We start from the raw sequence: 17549 nt of genomic DNA, 5'->3' as shown, positions 1-17549 counted from the left end.
GGAACAAGGCTCGAAGCGGCGTCAGATCTCGTCGTCCGACAGCCTGGCGCCGCGCCTGGCCGGGGTTTGCAAGCTGGCATACATGCCGGTGGTGCGGAACTGGCTGGGCGTCGTCCCGTAGAGCCGGCGGAAGACCTTCGAAAAATAATTCGCGTCCTCGAAACCGCACAGGATGGCCACTTCCTTCACGGGCAGGAAGTCTGTTTTCGTCAAAAGCTTCGCTGCCCGTTGCAGCCGCTGCTGCAGCACGAACTCGGCGGGCGGCAGGCCTTCGCTCTCGGCGAAGCAGCGCGAGAAATGAGCCCGGCTGAGCCCGCTGATCTGGACGAGGTCCGCCACCGGCAGGGCTTTGTCGAGATTGGCGTTGATGTGATCGATGACCGGCTGCATGGCGCTCTGTTTTTCGGCAAAGGCGTGCGAGCCGAACACATCGTCATAGAGCGCCATCGCCGCCTCGTAGGCGATGGCCGAAGCGGCGCCTGGCGAAGCGGCGCCCTTGATGAGACGCAGGCTGCAATCGGCGAGATGATCGATCGTCGCCGGCTGCAGTCGAAAGACCGGCCCCGACACGTCGAGGATCGACTTGTGGATGCGCAACGCCTCTTCGCCGTTCATCGAGATCCAGAAATATTCCCAGCGCTCGTCCTTGGCCAGCCAGTAGCGGTGGTTGTGCGGCACCAGCACCAGCAGCGTGTCGTTCGTCTGCAGGCGGTAGTCGCGGTTCTCGTAGCGCAGCCGGCCGGTGCCGCTGATCGTGTGCTGGAGCACGGTGAACGGTGTCTGGCCGCGCTTGCGCCCATCCCAGTCATAGGTCACGTCCTCGCGTACCTCATAGCCTGTGCTCGTCGGCATGGCATGCAGGCGCTGGCGGCCGCGCGGCAGCGAGACCGTCCGCATCGACTGTCCGTTGGCGATCAAATCACGCAGCACAAAATTACCCCTGAAAGCATAATCCTTCTCTGGCCGTGACCGCGAATAAGCGCATAATCCCGCCTCGAAGAACGCGAACAACCCGCGATCGAGGAGCGGGCGGGAGGAAAGAAAGCCGGATTCCGGCTTGAATGGCATGCACGCCAAGGCGTGTGGCCGTTTTCCTCCCTTGCTGCTCCTTGCCTAGCATTCGATTGGATCGAGGTGAAGGTGATGAGTTTCAAAATCGCTATTATCGGCGCCGGCAGCGTCGGTTTCACCAAGAAGCTGTTCACCGACATTCTGTGCGTGCCGGAATTCAAGGACGTTGAATTCGCCCTGACCGACGTCAGCGAGCACAATCTGGGGATGATCAAGGCGATCCTCGACAGGATCGTCGAGGCGAACGGATTGCCGACCAGGGTGACCGCGACAACCGACCGCCGCAAGGCGATCGAGGGCGCGCGCTATATCATCAGCTGCGTGCGGGTCGGCGGCCTCGAAGCCTATGCCGACGATATCCGCATTCCCCTGAAATACGGCATCGATCAGTGCGTCGGCGACACGATCTGCGCCGGCGGCATCCTCTACGGCCAGCGCAACATTCCGGTGATCCTCGATTTCTGCCGGGATATTCGCGAGGTCGCCGAGACGAACGCGAAATTCCTCAACTACGCCAATCCGATGGCGATGAACACCTGGGCGGCGATCGAATACGGCAAGGTCGATACGGTCGGGCTTTGCCACGGCGTCCAGCATGGCGCCGAACAGATCGCCGAGGTGCTGGGCGCCAAATCGCCCAGGGAACTCGACTATGTCTGTTCCGGCATCAACCACCAGACCTGGTTCATCAAGCTCAGGCTGAACGGCCGCGAAATCGGCAAGGACGAACTGGTCGCCGCCTTCGAGGCGCACCCGGTCTATTCCCGGCAGGAGAAACTGCGCATTGATGTGCTGAAGCGTTTCGGCGTCTATTCCACCGAAAGCAACGGACATCTCTCCGAATATTTGCCCTGGTACCGCAAGCGCCCCGACGAGATCACCCGCTGGATCGACATGTCGGACTGGATCCATGGCGAGACCGGCGGCTACCTCCGTTATTCCACGGAAACCCGCAACTGGTTCGAGACCGAATATCCGCAGTTCCTCGAAGCGGCGTCGAAGCCGATCGATCCGCAAAAGCGCTCCAACGAGCACGCCAGCCACATATTGGAGGCACTGGAGACCAACCGCGTCTATCGTGGGCACTTCAACGTCAAGAACGACGGCGTGATCACCAATCTGCCACGCGACGCCATCATCGAATCGCCCGGCTTCGTCGACCGCTTCGGCATCAACATGGCCGCCGGCATCACGCTGCCGGAAGCCTGCGCCGCCACCTGCATGGCCTCGATCAACGTCCAGCGCATGTCGGTCCACGCCGCCATATCTGGCGACATCGATCTTCTGAAGCTTGCCGTGCTGCACGACCCGCTGGTCGGCGCCGTGTCGACGCCCGAGGAGGTTTGGCAGATGGTCGACGAAATGGTCGTCGCCCAGGCGCAATGGCTGCCGCAATATGCCCATGCGGTTCCGGCGGCCAAGGAGCGGCTGTCGAAATCCGCGGTCAAGACCCGCGAATGGGCGGGTGCCGCGCGGCGAAGCGTGCGCTCGATCGAGGAATTGCGGGCCGAAAAGGCCGCGCTGAAACAGGCCGGCTAAAAACCGGGCGCAGCAGTGGATCAGGGAGGCAGGTCCACCGCAGTCAGCCGTGCCGGAGCAATTCAGGAGAAGTGTGAATCTCCGTCCGGAATTGCGTTGAGGCCAAAACAGGACGAGCAGCAGCAGACGTCTGAACACGAGGGAGGAGACCATGAGGAACCTACGCAGCATTGGCATTGCCGCTGGACTGGCGCTGAGCGTCTCCGTTCCGGCGCTCAACGCTTTCGCTTCCGAACCGACCGTGCCGCCGGTGCCGGCGACGTTTCCGGCCGAGGGCAAGATCAAATACGTGGCGCGCGACTCCGTCCTGGAGTTCAAGGCGCTGCCCGAGTACCACGAGCCCGGCTGGGTGACGGAAAAATACGTCAAGGCCGGCAAGCTGCCGCCGGTGAAAGACCGGCTGCCGAAAGAGCCGCTGGTCTTCAAGACCGCCAACATGCCCGACGGTATCGGCGTCTATGGCGATACGATGCGCCACGTCATCGGCGGCCGGCCGGAAGGCTGGAACTACGGCGCCGGCCAGACCCAGGGCTGGGGCGGCATCGACATCGGCCTTTCCGAGTGCCTGACGCGCACCGCGCCGCTGTTCCAGGTCGAGGCGAAGGACACCGAGCCGTTGCCCAACCTCGCCAAAAGCTGGGACTGGTCTAAGGACGGCCACAAGCTGACCATGCATCTCGTCGAGGGCGCCAAATGGTCCGACGGCGTGCCATTCAACGCCGACGACGTCATGTTCTACTGGGACGACGAGGTCATGGATCCCAACGTCTCGCCGCTCAATGGCGCCACCCAGGAAACCTTTGGCGTCGGCACGACGCTCAAGAAGATCGACGACTACACCGTCGAGTGGACCTTCAAGGACGCCTTCCCGAAACAGCACCTCTACGCAATGGCCTATGGCACCTTCTGCCCCGGTCCCGCGCACATCTTGAAGCCGCAGCACCCGAAATATTCGAAGAACACCTACGACCAGTTCAAGAATGCCTTCCCGCCGGAATATATGAACATGCCTGTCATGGGCGCCTGGGTGCCGGTCGAATATCGAGCCGACGACATCATCGTCATGCGGCGCAATCCCTACTATTGGAAGGTGGACGAGAAGGGCAACCAGCTGCCCTATCTCAACGAGCTGCATTACAAACTGTCGACCTGGGCCGACCGCGACGTTCAGGCGGTCGCCGGCGCGGGCGATTTCTCCAATCTCGAGCAGCCGGAAAATTTCGTTGCCTCTCTGAAGCGTGCGGCCGAGCCGAATGCGCCGGCGCGTCTGGCCTTCGGCCCGCGGCTGATCGGCTACAATCTGCGCCTGAACTTTTCCGCTAATGGCTGGGGCAATCCCGATGAGCGCGGCCAGGCGATCCGCGAACTGAACCGCAACGAGGATTTCCGCAAGGCCGTCACCATGGCGCTTGACCGCAAGGCGCTGGGCGATTCCCTCGTCAAGGGGCCGTTCACCGCGATCTACCCAGGCGGCCTCTCCTCGGGCACCAGCTTCTACGACCGCAAATCCACCGTTTACTATCCCTTCGACCTCGAGGGCGCCAAGGCTGAACTCGCCAAGGCCGGTCTGAAGGACACGGACGGCGACGGCTTCGTCAACTTCCCGGCCGGTACCGCCGGCGGCAAGAACGTCGAAATCGTGATGCTGGTCAACAACGACTACACGACCGACAAGAGCCTCGCCGAAGGCGTGGTGGCGCAGATGGAGAAGCTTGGTCTCCGGATCGTGCTCAACGGGCTTAACGGCACGCAGCGCGATGCCACCCAATATTCGGGCCGATTCGACTGGCTGATCCGGCGCAATGAGCAGGAGCTGACCTCCGTCGTGCAGAACACCGTGCAGCTCGCGCCAGTCGGCCCCAAGACCAGCTGGGATCACCGCGCGCCGGAAAGCGGCGAGGTCGATCTGATGCCTTTCGAGAAGGACCTCGTCGACATCGTCAACAAGTTCGTCTCTTCGGCGGACAACAACCAGCGCGCCAGTCTGATGCGGGACTTCCAGAAGATTTCGACCGAGCACGTCTACAATATCGGCCTGACGGAATATCCCGGTGCCTTGATCGTCAACAAGCGCTTCTCGAACATTCCGCAGGGCACGCCGATCTTCATGTTCAACTGGGCCGAGGATTCGATCATCCGCGAACGGGTCTTTGTCGCGGCCGACAAGCAGGCGAAATACGAATTGTTCCCGGAAGAGCTTCCCGGCAAGCCTGGAGACAAGGGTCCGATGTAAGATTAAAGGCCCGATGTAGGTTTACCTCCCTGACTGAGAGAGACCCGGCCGCGCCGCTGGCGCGGCCGGGACAAACCAACCCTCCGGGCGCCCCTCCAAGGGAGCGTCCGGCGAGATGAGGAAGCGGACCGTCGATGCTGCGATTCCTGCTCACGCGCATAGCGTCGGCGATACCGGTTCTCGCTATTCTGAGCCTCGTCACCTTTGCCATCATCCAGGCGCCGCCTGGCGACTACGCCGATTACATCCGCTCGCAGCTGATCAACCAGGGCGGGGCTTCCTTCGCCGAGGCCGACGCTCAAGCCCAGGCCTATCGCGTCGAACACGGCTTCGATAAGCCGCTGCCCGTCCAGTATCTCAACTGGATCGGCGGTATCGTCACCCGCGGCGATTTCGGTTACAGCCTCTATTACAACAAGCCGGTGGCCGAGGTCGTCGGCGAGCGCCTGCCGCGCACGCTGCTGCTGGCGCTGGTCTGTCATCTGCTCGCCTCGGTGCTGGGCATCACCTTCGGCATATGGGCGGCGACCCGGCAATACACCTGGATCGATTCCACGCTGTCGGCCATCTCTTTCCTCGGCATGACGGTGCCGCGCTTCCTGATGGCGCTGATCATCGTCTATCTCCTCGTCTTCCAATTCAACGTCTCGGAGATCGGCTCATTCTTCTCGCCGCAATATGGCGGCGCGCCATGGTCGTGGGCGAAGTTCGTCGACCTGGTCAAGCATGTCTGGCCGGTGGTGGCGATCGCCACCTTCGGCGGCCTCGCCTACAATATGCGAGTCATGCGCGGCAATCTGCTCGACACGCTCAACGCGCAATATGTCGAGACGGCCAAGGCCAAGGGTCTGACCGGCAGCACCGTCGTCATGCGCCACGCCGTGCCCAACGCATTGCACCCGCTGGTCATGTATCAGGGCGTGGTGCTGCCCTATATGCTGACCGGCGAGATCGAGACGGCCATCATCTTCGCGCTGCCGACCGTCGGTCCGGCGATCGTCGGCTCGATGGCGGTCGGCGACGTCTATGTCACCGCGACCTTCATGATGGTGCTGTCGGCGACGCTGATCGTCGGCAACATCATCGCCGACATGCTGCTCGTCCTGCTTGATCCGCGCGTGCGCCAGTTCGGGGAGGGCTAGATGCTGGCGCGCGACCCTTCACCACCACCGTTGCCGGCCGAGCGAGCCACAGTGGCGCCCGCGCGTGGCAATGAGAGCTACATGGCACTTGTCCGGCGCCGGCTGAAGCGCTCCTGGACCGGCATGGCCGGGCTTTGGCTGGTCGCGCTGCTCCTGGTCATGGCCGTTTTCGCCGAATTCCTGGCGCCGATGGATCCGAAGGCGACCGATGTCGGCTTCGCCCCGCCGCAGCTGCCTTCCTTCCACGACAAGGACGGCAATTTCGTCGCGCGGCCGAGGGTCTATGCGCTGGCCGATTCAGCCGACCTCGATCCGGTCACCTTTCAGCCCATCGTCGGCCCCGACTACGACCACCCGAGGCTGCTTGGCTTCTTTGTCGAAGGCGCGCCCTACAGGCTCTTCGGGCTGATCCCGGCGAACCGGCATTTCTTTGCCTCGACGGACGGCCAGCCGGTGCATTTCCTCGGCACCGACAAATTCGGCCGCGATGTGCTGTCGCGCGCCATCCACGGCTCACGCGTTTCGTTGATGATCGCACTGACGGTCGTCTTCATCATCACCGTCATCGGCACCACAGTCGGCATGGTGTCAGGCTATTTCGGCGGCCGGTTCGATGTCTGGATGCAGCGCTTCGTCGAATTGGTCCTGGCCTTCCCGCAACTGCCGCTCTATCTGGCGCTGACGACGCTGATCCCGGTCACCGCGCCGACGAACGTCTTTCTTGCCTTCGTCATCATCGTCATGTCGGCGCTCGGCTGGGCGCAGATGTCGCGCGAGGTGCGCGGCAAGACGCTGGCGCTGGCGCGCATCGAATATGTGCGCGCCGCCATGGCGGTCGGGGCCACCGATCGGCGCATCATCCTGCAGCACATCTTCCCCAATGTGATGAGCCACGTGATCGTCGCTGTCACGCTGGCGATCCCTACGGTGGTGCTGCTCGAATCCTTCCTCGGGTTCCTCGGCTTCGCCGTCAAACCGCCGCTCATCTCCTGGGGCCTGATGCTGCAGGACACCGCGACCTACTCCGTCATCGGCACCTATCCCTGGATCCTGTCGCCGGTCGGCTTCGTGCTCGTCACGGTCTTCGCCTTCAACGCGCTGGGCGACGGCCTGCGCGACGCCGTCGATCCGTATTGAGGGGACCGGGATGACCATCGTACTCGCCGAGCCCTTCGCACCAGCCTTCCGCCTCGATCATGATGGGCGCCAGGGAGAGCCCGTCATCGACGCCCGCAACATCGAGGTCGCCTTCAAGGTCGAACACGGCGTGGTCGAAGCGGTCAAGGACATCTCGTTCCAGCTCTATCGCGGCGAGACGATCGCGATCGTCGGCGAATCCGGTTCCGGCAAGTCGGTGACGGCGCGCACCGTCATGGGGCTGCTGTCGCGCCGGGCCACCGTGTCGCCGAAATCGAGCATCTGTTACGACGGCCAGGACATCCTCAAATTCCCCGAGAGCGCCCGGCGAAAGCTGCGCGGCAACCGCATCTCGATGATCTTCCAGGAGCCGATGAGCTCGCTCAACCCGATCTATACGGTCGGCAGCCAGATCGTCGAGGCGATCCGGGTGCATCGCAAGGTGAGCCACAAGCAAGCCTGGGCGCGGGCGCTCGAACTGCTGCGGCATGTGCAGATTCCCGAACCCGAAGCGCGGCTCAAACAATATCCGCACCAGCTCTCGGGCGGGCAGCGCCAGCGCGTGATGATCGCCATGGCGCTCGCCAACAATCCCGACGTGCTGATCGCCGACGAGCCGACGACCGCGCTCGATGTCACGGTGCAGGCCCAGATCCTCAACCTGATCCGCAATCTGCAGAAAGAGCTGCGGATGGCGGTGATCCTGATCACCCACGATCTCACCGTGGTGCGCAAGTTTTCCGACTATGTCTATGTGATGCAGCATGGTGAGATGTGCGAGCACAACGTCACCGAACGGCTGTTCGCCGATCCGCGGCATCCCTATACCCAGCGGCTGCTTGCCTCCGAGCCAAGGGGACGCCCGCAACCGCTCCCGGAGGGCTCAGGCACCATCCTAGAGGCGGATGGCGTGCGCGTCTGCTTCATGCTGCGCCATGGCACGTTTCTCAAACCGGACTGGCGTGAACTGGTCGCGGTCGACGATCTCGATCTCAAGCTTTGCCGCCACGAAACGCTGGGACTGGTCGGCGAATCCGGTTCCGGCAAGACGACCTTCGGCCAGGCGCTGCTGCGGCTGACCGACGCCAAACGCGGCGAGATCCGTTTCGACGGCCAGCCGATCCATGGCCTGTCGCGGACGCAGATGCGGCCGCTGCGCTCGCGCATGCAGATCGTCTTCCAGGACCCGTTCTCCTCGCTCAACCCGCGCATGACGATCGGCCAGATCATCGAGGAAGGGCTGATCGTCAACAGCATCGGCGCCACGTGGCGCGAGCGGGTCGAGCGGGTGCGCGAGGCGCTGGTCAGCGCCGGCATGCCGGGCGATATCCTGTCGCGGTTTCCGCATGAATTCTCCGGTGGCCAGCGCCAGCGCATCGCGATTGCGCGGGCCATCGCGCTCGAACCCGAATTCATCCTGCTCGACGAGCCGACATCGGCGCTCGACCTGTCCGTCCAGGCGCAGATCATCGATCTCTTGCGCAAGCTGCAGGACGAGCGCGGCTTGAGTTACCTGTTCATTTCGCACGACCTGAAGGTGGTGCGCGCGCTGTGCCACCGCGTCATCGTCATGCAACACGGCAAGATCGTCGAGCAGGGACCCGTCGACGAGGTCCTCACCAATCCCAAGACCGCCTACACCGAACGGCTCGTCAGGGCCGCTTTCGACGTGGCCTGAACACATGCCGGAGGTTAACGTGGCAAGACATCCCAGGATCACATTCATCGGCGCCGGTTCGACGGTGTTCATGAAGAACATCGTCGGTGACGTGCTGCAGCGGCCGGCGCTTTCGGGCGCCAAGATCGCGCTGATGGACATCAATCCGCAGCGGCTGGAAGAAAGCGCCGTCGTCGTCAACAAGCTGATCGCCACGCTTGGCGTCAAGGCGAAGGCCGAGACCTACACGGATCAGCGCAAAGCCCTCAGCGGCGCCGATTTCGTCGTCGTCGCCTTCCAGATCGGCGGCTATGAGCCCTGCACCGTCACGGATTTCGAGGTGCCGAAGACATACGGCCTGCGCCAGACCATCGCCGACACGCTCGGCGTCGGCGGCATCATGCGCGGCCTCAGGACCGTGCCGCATCTGTGGAAGATCTGCGAGGACATGCTCGCCGTCTGCCCGCAGGCGATAATGCTGCAATATGTCAACCCGATGGCGATCAACACCTGGGCGATATCGGAGAAATATCCCGAGATCCGGCAGGTCGGACTGTGCCACTCGGTGCAAGGCACGGCGATGGAACTGGCGCACGACCTCGACCTTCCCTACGACGAGATTCGTTACCGCTCGGCTGGTATCAACCACATGGCCTTCTATCTGAAGTTCGAGCATCGCCAGCCGGACGGATCCTACCGCGATCTTTATCCCGACCTGGTGCGCGCCTATCGCGAGGGCCGCGCGCCCAAAGCCGGCTGGAACCCGCGCTGCCCTAACAAGGTGCGCTACGAGATGCTGACCCGGCTCGGCTATTTCGTTACCGAAAGCTCGGAGCATTTCGCCGAATACACGCCCTATTTCATTAAGGACGGCCGCCCCGATCTGATCGAGAAATACGGCATTCCGCTCGATGAATATCCCAAGCGCTGCATCGAGCAGATCGAGCGCTGGAAGGACCAGGCGCAGGCCTACCGCTCGGCCCAGCGCATCGAGGTCGAGGAGTCCAAGGAGTATGCCTCCTCGATCATGAATTCAGTCTGGACCGGCGAGCCGTCGGTGATCTACGGCAATGTCCGCAACAATGGCTGCATCACCTCGCTGCCCCGCGATTGCGCCGCCGAAGTGCCATGCCTGGTCGACGCGTCCGGCATCCAGCCGACCTATATAGGCGACCTGCCGCCGCAACTGACGGCGCTGATCCGCACCAACATCAACGTCCAGGAACTGACGGTGCGGGCGCTGATGACGGAAAACCGCGAACACATCTACCACGCGGCGATGATGGATCCGCACACGGCGGCCGAACTCGACCTCGACCAGATCTGGTCGCTGGTCGATGACCTCCTTGCCGCCCACGGCGACTGGCTGCCGGCCTGGGCGCGCGTGAAACGCAAGAACGAAGCTGCCTGACTGGCGGGCGCTCGTCTTATTTTGGATCGTCGGCGTCGGGTTCTTCCTCGTCGTCGCGGGCCGAGATGACATAGGCGCCCTTCAGCCAGCGGTTGAGGTCGATGTCCTTGCAGCGCGTCGAGCAGAACGGATAGGTCTCGCGCGCCGACGGTTTGCCGCATTCGGGGCACGGGCGCTTGGGCCGCAGCGGCGTGACTTTGTCGTCCAGGCTCATGGTCGCGCGGACGACCAGTTTTGATGGGTCTTGAAACCTTCGCCCGACAGCAGCGCCGCCGTCTCATAGAGCGGCAGGCCGACGATGTTGGTGTAGGAGCCGACGAGCTTGACGACGAAGGAGCCGGCGAGGCCTTGCACGGCATAGCCGCCGGCCTTGCCGCGCCATTCGCCCGAGGCGACATAGGCGTCGATCTCCTCGCGCGGCAGCCGCTTGAAACGCACCCGCGTCTCGACCAGCCGCTGCCGCAGTTTGCCGCCCGGCGTGATCAGGCAGATGCCTGAATAGACCCGGTGAGAACGGCCGGACAAGAGCCCGAGGCAGTTGGCGGCATCGTCCAGCGTTTCGGCCTTGGGCAGGATGCGCCGCCCGACGGCAACCACCGTGTCGGCGGCCAGCACGAAACTCGGCGCATAATCGGTCTCGGTCTTCAGCGACGCGTACGCCTTCTCGGCCTTTTCTTTCGACAAGCGCTTGGCCAGCGAGCGCGGATGCTCGGCACGTAGCGGCGTTTCGTCGACATCGGCTGGCAGGATACGGTCAGGCTCGATGCCGGCCTGCTGCAAGAGTTCGATGCGGCGCGGCGAACCCGAGGCAAGCACCAGCTTTTGCAAAATGCTCATCGCGCTCGGGTCTTGATCTTACTTGAAACGGTAGGTGATGCGGCCTTTGGTCAGGTCGTATGGTGTCATTTCGACCAGAACCTTGTCGCCGGTCAGCACGCGGATGCGGTTCTTGCGCATGCGGCCGGCCGTATGGGCGATGATCTCGTGTTCGTTTTCGAGCTTCACCCTGAACATCGCGTTGGGCAACAATTCCGTGACGATACCCGGAAACTCGAGGACTTCTTCCTTCGGCATTCGATACCTTTGCTTGGATGGCAGTTTCGGCGCCTAGAGCATGATGCCGAGAAGTGTGAAGCGGTTCTCGGATCATGCTCTACTTCCGACTCTGGCCGGAATTTCGGCGGAACCTATATGATAATCGTTCGCTTGTGAACACGCTTAATCCGTCGCGTTTTTTGCTCCTGGAAGCAAAAAACGTCGGGCTATGCGCAACTTCAGCCGCTCGCGGACGTCGCGATAGCTGGCCATGATGTGTTCGCGCGTGCCGCCGGCGTCGGTCGGGTCCGGCGTCGGCCAGTATTCCACCTCGACGGCAAGCGAGCGGGTGAGTTCGAGCGCGGCATGGTGGGCCTCCGGCGCCAGTGTGACGATCAGGTCGAAATAGTCGTCCTCGAGATCGTCCAGCGTCCGTGGATGACGTTCGCCAAGCGTCAGGCCGTCCTCGGCAAGCACGGCATCGACGAACGGGTCGCGCTCGCCGGCACGCACACCCGCCGAGGCGACGAAAATGGTGGGGGGCAGCATCCGGCGCGCCAGCTGCTCGGCCATCGGCGAGCGCACGGCATTCATGCCACACAGGAACAGGACCGAGCGGGGCAGGGCTCCGGGGGCCAGGGTCAACCCCGCCAGTGCAGCACGCAGACCAGCGTGAACAGCCGTCGCGCCGTGTCGAAGTCGATGTCGATCTTGCCGGAGAGCCGATCCATCAGTGTCTGAGAGCCCTCATTGTGCAGGCCACGGCGGCCCATGTCGATCGCCTCGATATGGCTCGGCGTCGAGGAGCGGATGGCGTCGTAGTAGCTCTCGCAGATCATGTAGTAGTCCTTGACGATGCGCCTGAGCGGCGTCAGCGACAGGATGTGGGTGACGACAGCGGCGCCGTCCTCGCGCGCCACGGCAAAGACTAGACGGGACTCGGCCAGCGACAGCTTCAGCCGGTAAGGACCCGTGCCGCTGTCGTTGACGGGCTGAAAACGGTTCTCCTCGATCAGGTCGAAGATCGCCACCGCCCGCTCATGCTCGACATCGGGCGTCGAACGGCCGATCGATTCATCGAGTTCGACATCGATCAGCTTTGCGCGGGTTTGATCGGAGCCCGTCATGCCGGCCTACATGTTCAGACGTACGGCGACGGAGCGGCCATGCGCGTCGAGCCCTTCCGCCCGCGCGAGTGCGATCGCCGCGGGTGCCAACATGCGCAACTGCTCCGGCCCGAGCTTCAGGACGGAGGTGCGCTTGACGAAGTCGAGGACCGACAGGCCCGATGAGAAGCGCGCCGAGCGCGCCGTCGGCAGCACATGGTTGGAGCCGCCGACATAGTCGCCGATGGCTTCCGGCGTGTGGCGGCCGAGGAAGACGGCACCGGCATTGCGCATCTTCGCGAGGAAGCCTTCTGCATCGTCGATGGCCAGTTCGACATGCTCGGCCGCGATGCGGTCGACCAGCGGCAGCGACGCTTCGATCGTCGCAACCAGGATGACGGCGCCGAAATCGCGCCAGCTCTGCGCCGCCGTATCGCCGCGCGAGAGGCTTTGCAACTGACGCTCGACCGCCCGTTCGACCGCCTTGCCGAACGTCGGATCGTCGGTGATCAGGACCGACTGCGCCGACACGTCATGTTCGGCCTGGGCAAGCAGGTCCGCCGCGATCCACTCCGGATCATTGCCGCCGTCGGCCACCACAAGCACTTCCGACGGCCCGGCGATCATGTCGATGCCGACCGTGCCGAACACCCGCCGCTTGGCCGCGGCGACATAGGCGTTGCCGGGGCCGACGATCTTGGCCACTGGCTTGATCGTCTGCGTACCATAGGCAAGTGCGGCGATCGCCTGCGCGCCGCCGACGCGGTAGATTTCGGAGACGCCTGATATATCCGCCGCCACCAGGACCAGCGGGTTGACGACGCCGTGCGGTGCCGGCACGACCATGACGATGCGCTCGACGCCGGCTACCTTGGCCGGCACGGCGTTCATCAGCACCGAACTCGGATAGCTTGCCGTGCCGCCCGGCACATAGAGCCCGACCGCCTCGATCGCGGTCCAGCGCGAGCCGAGCTCGACGCCGGCGGCATCCGTGTAGCGTTCGTCCTGCGGCTTTTGCCGCTGGTGATGGGACCGGATGCGGTCACGTGCGAATTTCAGCGCCTCGACCGTGGCCGGATCGGCCTCGGCATAGGCGTCGGCGATGTCTTCCGCCGAGACGGCAATGCCGAGCTCGGCAAGGTCGCCTCCGCCGAATTTCTGCGTGTAGTCGATCAGTGCCGTGTCGCCCTCGGCACGCACGCGAGCGATGATGTCGCGCACCACGGCGTCGACATCGGCGGATACCTCGCGCTTGGTCATGAGGAAGGCGGCGAAACGCTGCTCGAAATCGGCGTCGGACTGGCGAAGCGTGATGGCCATCGTATGCTCAAGCCCTGTGGATGGGGCGCGAGGTGGCTTCCCACGCACCGCCGATATCGGCAAGGCGGGCCTCGATGCATTCGACATCGAGCATGATGGTGCCGCCGCCCGCAAAAATCAGTTCGACGATGCCGGCCGGCTTGCTTATCTCGATAAAGCTGATCGCCAGCAGGGAGAGGATTTCGGCCGGCTTGTCGCGGGCAATGCCGTTGGTCTTGGCGCCCAGCACCCGGTCGAAATGCAGCACCGCCTGCCGCCGCTCATTGTGCTGGCGAAACAGGCCGGATTTGGCCTCCCACACGAAACGGTTCATGGTCAGCACGAACCGTTTGGCCTTGGGCAGGAATTGGAGGTCCGAGACCTTCATCACGGCGTCCTGGAGATGGGCCGAGACGATGCTCAGATCCTGATCGTCGAGCGCAATGAGTTTGAGGGCCATGCGGATTTCACACCTAAAGGTTGGCAATCAGCCTTTCTGTTAGGCGGTCTTTCCGATCGGTGCAACCGCGACAGGGATCCCGCCAGAGGCATTTGCCGCAGGTTTTGCGCACCCCTCATCATCGTCCCTGCGGGCACTTCTCCCCGTACGGCGACGGGAGAAGGACGCTTTGCGGATGATTTCGCCAAGCGACCGCGGATCGTTAAGCTGAAATGCGCTCGATCACCGCACCGCAATTGGAAAGCTTTTCCTCCAGCCGCTCGAAGCCGCGGTCGAGATGGTAGACGCGGTTGACCGTGGTCTCGCCCTCGGCCGCGAGGCCGGCGATGACCAGCGAGACCGAAGCGCGAAGATCGGTCGCCATCACAGGCGCGCCCTTCAGCTTCGCCACGCCGTCGACGATCGCCGTCTGGCCCGAAAGCGTGATGTGGGCGCCGAGCCGGGCTAGCTCCTGGACATGCATGAAGCGGTTTTCGAAGATCGTCTCGGTGATGCGCGACTTGCCCTTGGCCATGGTCATCAGGCCCATGAACTGTGCCTGCAGATCGGTCGGGAAGGCCGGGAAGGGCGCCGTGGTCACGTCGACCGGCGCAATCCCGGCGCCATTGCGCTTCACGCGGATGCCGGAATTGGTCGGCGTGATCTCCGCGCCCGTCTGGGAAATCACGTCGAGCGCCGTCTGCAGCAGCTCCGGCCGTGCGCCTTCCAGCACGACGTCGCCGCCGGTCATCGCCACGGCCATGGCGTAGGTGCCGGTCTCGATGCGGTCGGGGATGACGCGCACGCGCGCCCCCGACAGCGCTTCGACGCCGTCGATGGTGATGGTCGGCGTGCCGGCGCCGGAAATCCTGGCGCCCATGGCGTTGAGGCATTCGGCGAGATTGACGATTTCGGGCTCGCAGGCGGCGTTTTCGAGCACCGTCTCGCCCTTGGCGAGCGATGCCGCCATCATCAGCACATGGGTGGCGCCGACCGAGACCTTGGGGAAGACGTAACGGTTGCCGACGAGACGGCCATTGCGGGTCTTGGCGATGACATAGCCGGTATCGACATCGATATCTGCGCCCAGCGCCTGCAGGCCTTCGAGGAACAGATCGACCGGGCGCGTGCCGATGGCGCAGCCGCCAGGCAGCGACACCTTGGCCTCGCCCATCCGGGCCAGCAGCGGCCCGATCACCCAGAACGAGGCGCGCATCTTGGACACCAACTCGTAAGGGGCTGTCGTGTCGACGATGTTGCGGGCGGAAAAGTTGATGGTGCGCGAATAGCCCTCATTCTGCTTCTCGCGGCGGCCATTGACCGAATAGTCGACGCCGTGATTGCCGAGGATGCGGATCAGTTGCTCGACATCGGCCAGATGCGGCACGTTTTCGAGTGTCAGCGTGTCGTCGGTCAGAAGCGAGGCGATCATCAGCGGCAGGGCCGCGTTTTTCGCGCCCGAGATCGGAATGCTTCCGGCAAGCTTGTTGCCGCCGACGATTCTGATGCGATCCATTGGAGAATGTCCCTCTCGGCCAGAAAAGGCCGGTTCAATCGTTTGAGTATCGGCCCGTCTAGACCATCGGCCAATCTGGTTCAAGAAATAGGATTTCGCCCACCCCGGTCCAAGAGTGGCCGATTTGAGTTAATCTTTCTGCATTTCCTTTGCCGCGCCGAGCCCGTCGGGCCGCTGGTCGGCCCCGCCGGTACGGCGCGAGCGCGACTGCGCCTTGCGTTTCTGCAGATTGGCGCGCAACTGCTCGGCGAGCCGGTCCTTGCGGGTCGTTCCGCTGCTTTTCGGTGGATTTGTCGTGTCGTTCATCGTCCTGCCCCGGCTGGCAGCCAGCCAACCCGCCATTCAGGGATAGCCAAAATTGTGGCACTGCCATGTCATAGAAAGCTATCCGGCAAAGGCTTTCACAGAAGCGTTGTTCTTGGCCTTGCGCTTGCCGGTTCTATATGGCAGAAGCCCCGCCATCAGCGGCTGCGGTAGCTCAGTGGTAGAGCACTCCCTTGGTAAGGGAGAGGTCGAGAGTTCAATCCTCTCTCGCAGCACCAGTCTTTTCCGAAGCGCATCGAAGAAATAACTACTGTGCCCTTTGCATCGGGACCACCGTGAGGGGCCGCTTCAGGAAGCCTGGCGACACGGCCCAGCCCTTCTGGACCTCATTGGGCTCCTCGGTGGCGAACATCAAGAGCCCGAACGATTCCCTGAAGACAGCGAAGTGGCCAGACATAGAGCCGCCGCTGTCATCGGGGACCACGCTGGCGACACGAAACTGGTCTCCCACCTCGAAGTCGCCCTGGCGGAGCGTCATGCCGGGGCCGCACATGGCCAGGAACTCTTTCGGCAATGCGTCCTGGTAGGCCTGAAGGTTCGAATACCACTGGACCGCCACGGCCCCGCTAGCAGACAGAATACGTCCAGTAGTGGTCGTGTGCAGCGCAAGGCCCAACTTGGAACCGAAGATGGTCATGGACCTAGCGACAATCGGCCCGTCGATCTTTAGGAAGTTCCACGAGGGGAGCTGGGCGGCGATACACGGTGACGGATCAAGGTGCCTAGCTGGTCTCGCTCGGGGCGAACCTCGTTGGCAAACCCTGGAATGCTGAGCACCGAACGAATGAGTCGCTTCACTTCCACCCGTCCTGCCTCAGTCTTGGAGTCGGGCATCATGCGGCTAAGGGTGGCGACAACGAGGTCCGCCTCGCGCGACGCCTCGTTGCACTCCTTACACGCACCGAACTCCATGCCTTTGGGCCGGTGCTTGCCGTCGAAGATGCTGCGGGGTGGGTAGTGCTCGACGGTCTCGCTCGGGGTGTTCCCGCCGCAGAAGATGCAGAACGGCTGGTCTTCTCTAATCCGCTGAGAGAATGTCTTTCGCTGCTTGGCCTCGCCCATTCGAATCGTCTCCTGGCAATAAGACTCCACGCTGAAATTCATCATTTTCGCAACAAGGAATCGACAACTTGGGTCTGGCAACGCTAGACTTCGGCAAGGGGTAGTGCTTGGGTCATGTTTCGCGTTTCTTCAATCCTGATTCTGTTGTGTACCGTATCCGCGTTGCTAGGTGCTTCGTCTGCTCGCGCCGGTTTACAGTTCCAGGCGGGAGAGACTGACGGCGGGCTCCGCTACATTTTGGTGTCTGGAGATTTCGCCTACCAAGATGACCTGTCGGTCTTTGAAGCACTGGCGCGGTCGAGCACTGCCAAGGCAGTTACATTTCGATCTCCCGGCGGCAACATTCAAAAGGCAATGGAGCTGGGTCGGCTAATTCGAAGGCTGGGCTTAGGGACAGCGCAGTTTAGGGTTTCTGAGTGTGCATCGGCTTGCTCGTTGGCGTTTCTGGGCGGAGTGATACGCTTCGCCGAGGCCGGCTCTATTGGCGTCCACAAGTCGTCGTTTCAGGGTGACGTTCCCTTTAGCACTCAAGAGGCGGTGTCCGCCGTCCAGCAAATCACTGCGGACGTTATTACCTA

18 protein-coding genes and 1 tRNA gene are annotated in these 17549 nt (G+C 63.0%); 7 read left to right on the top strand and 12 right to left on the bottom strand.

The annotated features are described in order from the left end of the window. Nucleotides 1–21: 21 nt before the first annotated feature. Nucleotides 22–930 (bottom strand): AraC family transcriptional regulator, encoded by a 909-nt coding sequence (locus EJ077_RS25650; RefSeq protein WP_208697309.1) that lies wholly within the window; start codon nucleotides 928–930, stop codon nucleotides 22–24. A gap of 213 nt (nucleotides 931–1143) precedes the next feature. Here EJ077_RS25650 and EJ077_RS25645 point away from each other — a divergent pair, with 213 nt between their 5' ends. From EJ077_RS25645 to EJ077_RS25620, 6 genes are all read left to right on the top strand, one after another. After that, a complete protein-coding gene (locus EJ077_RS25645; protein ID WP_208697308.1) occupies nucleotides 1144–2610 on the top strand; it encodes an alpha-glucosidase/alpha-galactosidase in 1467 nt (488 codons plus the stop codon). Between the two features lie 151 nt (nucleotides 2611–2761). Beyond that, on the top strand, nucleotides 2762–4843 hold the full coding sequence (locus tag EJ077_RS25640; RefSeq protein WP_208697307.1) for an ABC transporter substrate-binding protein: 2082 nt from the start codon (nucleotides 2762–2764) through the stop codon (nucleotides 4841–4843). Between the two features lie 134 nt (nucleotides 4844–4977). Continuing rightward, the gene (locus EJ077_RS25635) at nucleotides 4978–5985 is read left to right on the top strand and encodes an ABC transporter permease (protein WP_208697305.1); all 1008 of its coding nucleotides are present in this window, start codon (nucleotides 4978–4980) and stop codon (nucleotides 5983–5985) included. After that, a complete protein-coding gene (locus EJ077_RS25630; RefSeq protein ID WP_208697303.1) occupies nucleotides 5986–7122 on the top strand; it encodes an ABC transporter permease in 1137 nt (378 codons plus the stop codon). A 10-nt stretch (nucleotides 7123–7132) separates the two neighbouring features. After that, entirely contained in the window at nucleotides 7133–8800 is a 1668-nt protein-coding gene (locus EJ077_RS25625; protein ID WP_208697301.1) for an ABC transporter ATP-binding protein, read from the top strand. A gap of 19 nt (nucleotides 8801–8819) precedes the next feature. Continuing rightward, a complete protein-coding gene (locus tag EJ077_RS25620) occupies nucleotides 8820–10190 on the top strand; it encodes an alpha-glucosidase/alpha-galactosidase (RefSeq protein ID WP_208697298.1) in 1371 nt (456 codons plus the stop codon). Between the two features lie 16 nt (nucleotides 10191–10206). On the opposite strand, the gene yacG is transcribed toward EJ077_RS25620, so the two are convergent. The 9 genes from yacG to EJ077_RS25575 form a co-directional block, all read right to left on the bottom strand. Then, nucleotides 10207–10404, bottom strand: coding sequence for a DNA gyrase inhibitor YacG (gene yacG / locus EJ077_RS25615; RefSeq protein WP_127276804.1), 198 nt, complete (start codon nucleotides 10402–10404; stop codon nucleotides 10207–10209). Continuing rightward, nucleotides 10401–11027 carry a Maf-like protein gene (locus tag EJ077_RS25610; protein ID WP_208697296.1) on the bottom strand — a complete coding sequence of 209 codons (627 nt, stop codon included), beginning with the start codon at nucleotides 11025–11027 and terminating at the stop codon, nucleotides 10401–10403. The genes yacG and EJ077_RS25610 overlap by 4 nt, the downstream gene beginning before the upstream one ends. A gap of 18 nt (nucleotides 11028–11045) precedes the next feature. Next, entirely contained in the window at nucleotides 11046–11264 is a 219-nt protein-coding gene (gene infA / locus EJ077_RS25605; protein ID WP_006329283.1) for a translation initiation factor IF-1, read from the bottom strand. Between the two features lie 144 nt (nucleotides 11265–11408). Then, nucleotides 11409–11819 (bottom strand): low molecular weight phosphatase family protein, encoded by a 411-nt coding sequence (locus EJ077_RS25600; RefSeq protein ID WP_245458804.1) that lies wholly within the window; start codon nucleotides 11817–11819, stop codon nucleotides 11409–11411. Between the two features lie 47 nt (nucleotides 11820–11866). Continuing rightward, nucleotides 11867–12352 carry a UPF0262 family protein gene (locus EJ077_RS25595; protein WP_208697294.1) on the bottom strand — a complete coding sequence of 162 codons (486 nt, stop codon included), beginning with the start codon at nucleotides 12350–12352 and terminating at the stop codon, nucleotides 11867–11869. A 6-nt stretch (nucleotides 12353–12358) separates the two neighbouring features. After that, the gene (gene hisD, locus EJ077_RS25590) at nucleotides 12359–13651 is read right to left on the bottom strand and encodes a histidinol dehydrogenase (RefSeq protein ID WP_208697291.1); all 1293 of its coding nucleotides are present in this window, start codon (nucleotides 13649–13651) and stop codon (nucleotides 12359–12361) included. 7 nt (nucleotides 13652–13658) lie between these two features. Beyond that, nucleotides 13659–14090 (bottom strand): DUF2948 family protein, encoded by a 432-nt coding sequence (locus tag EJ077_RS25585; protein WP_208697289.1) that lies wholly within the window; start codon nucleotides 14088–14090, stop codon nucleotides 13659–13661. 202 nt (nucleotides 14091–14292) lie between these two features. Continuing rightward, the gene (murA, locus tag EJ077_RS25580; protein WP_208697286.1) at nucleotides 14293–15585 is read right to left on the bottom strand and encodes a UDP-N-acetylglucosamine 1-carboxyvinyltransferase; all 1293 of its coding nucleotides are present in this window, start codon (nucleotides 15583–15585) and stop codon (nucleotides 14293–14295) included. A 129-nt stretch (nucleotides 15586–15714) separates the two neighbouring features. Then, nucleotides 15715–15891: a hypothetical protein gene (locus tag EJ077_RS25575; RefSeq protein WP_208697284.1), complete on the bottom strand. Its 177-nt coding sequence runs from the start codon at nucleotides 15889–15891 to the stop codon at nucleotides 15715–15717. Nucleotides 15892–16052: 161 nt separating this feature from the next. Here EJ077_RS25575 and EJ077_RS25570 point away from each other — a divergent pair. Further along, nucleotides 16053–16127 (top strand) — tRNA-Thr (locus EJ077_RS25570). Nucleotides 16128–16156: 29 nt separating this feature from the next. On the opposite strand, the gene EJ077_RS25565 is transcribed toward EJ077_RS25570, so the two are convergent. Both EJ077_RS25565 and EJ077_RS25560 read right to left on the bottom strand, forming a co-directional pair. Continuing rightward, the gene (locus EJ077_RS25565; RefSeq protein WP_208697283.1) at nucleotides 16157–16546 is read right to left on the bottom strand and encodes a hypothetical protein; all 390 of its coding nucleotides are present in this window, start codon (nucleotides 16544–16546) and stop codon (nucleotides 16157–16159) included. Nucleotides 16547–16575: 29 nt separating this feature from the next. Then, nucleotides 16576–16971, bottom strand: coding sequence for a hypothetical protein (locus EJ077_RS25560; RefSeq protein WP_208697281.1), 396 nt, complete (start codon nucleotides 16969–16971; stop codon nucleotides 16576–16578). Nucleotides 16972–17549: the final 578 nt, after the last annotated feature.

The sequence above is a fragment of the Mesorhizobium sp. M8A.F.Ca.ET.057.01.1.1 genome, from assembly GCF_003952565.1.
Taxonomy (GTDB): Bacteria; Pseudomonadota; Alphaproteobacteria; order Rhizobiales; family Rhizobiaceae; genus Mesorhizobium.
This window is presented reverse-complemented; position numbering and strand designations above follow the sequence as displayed.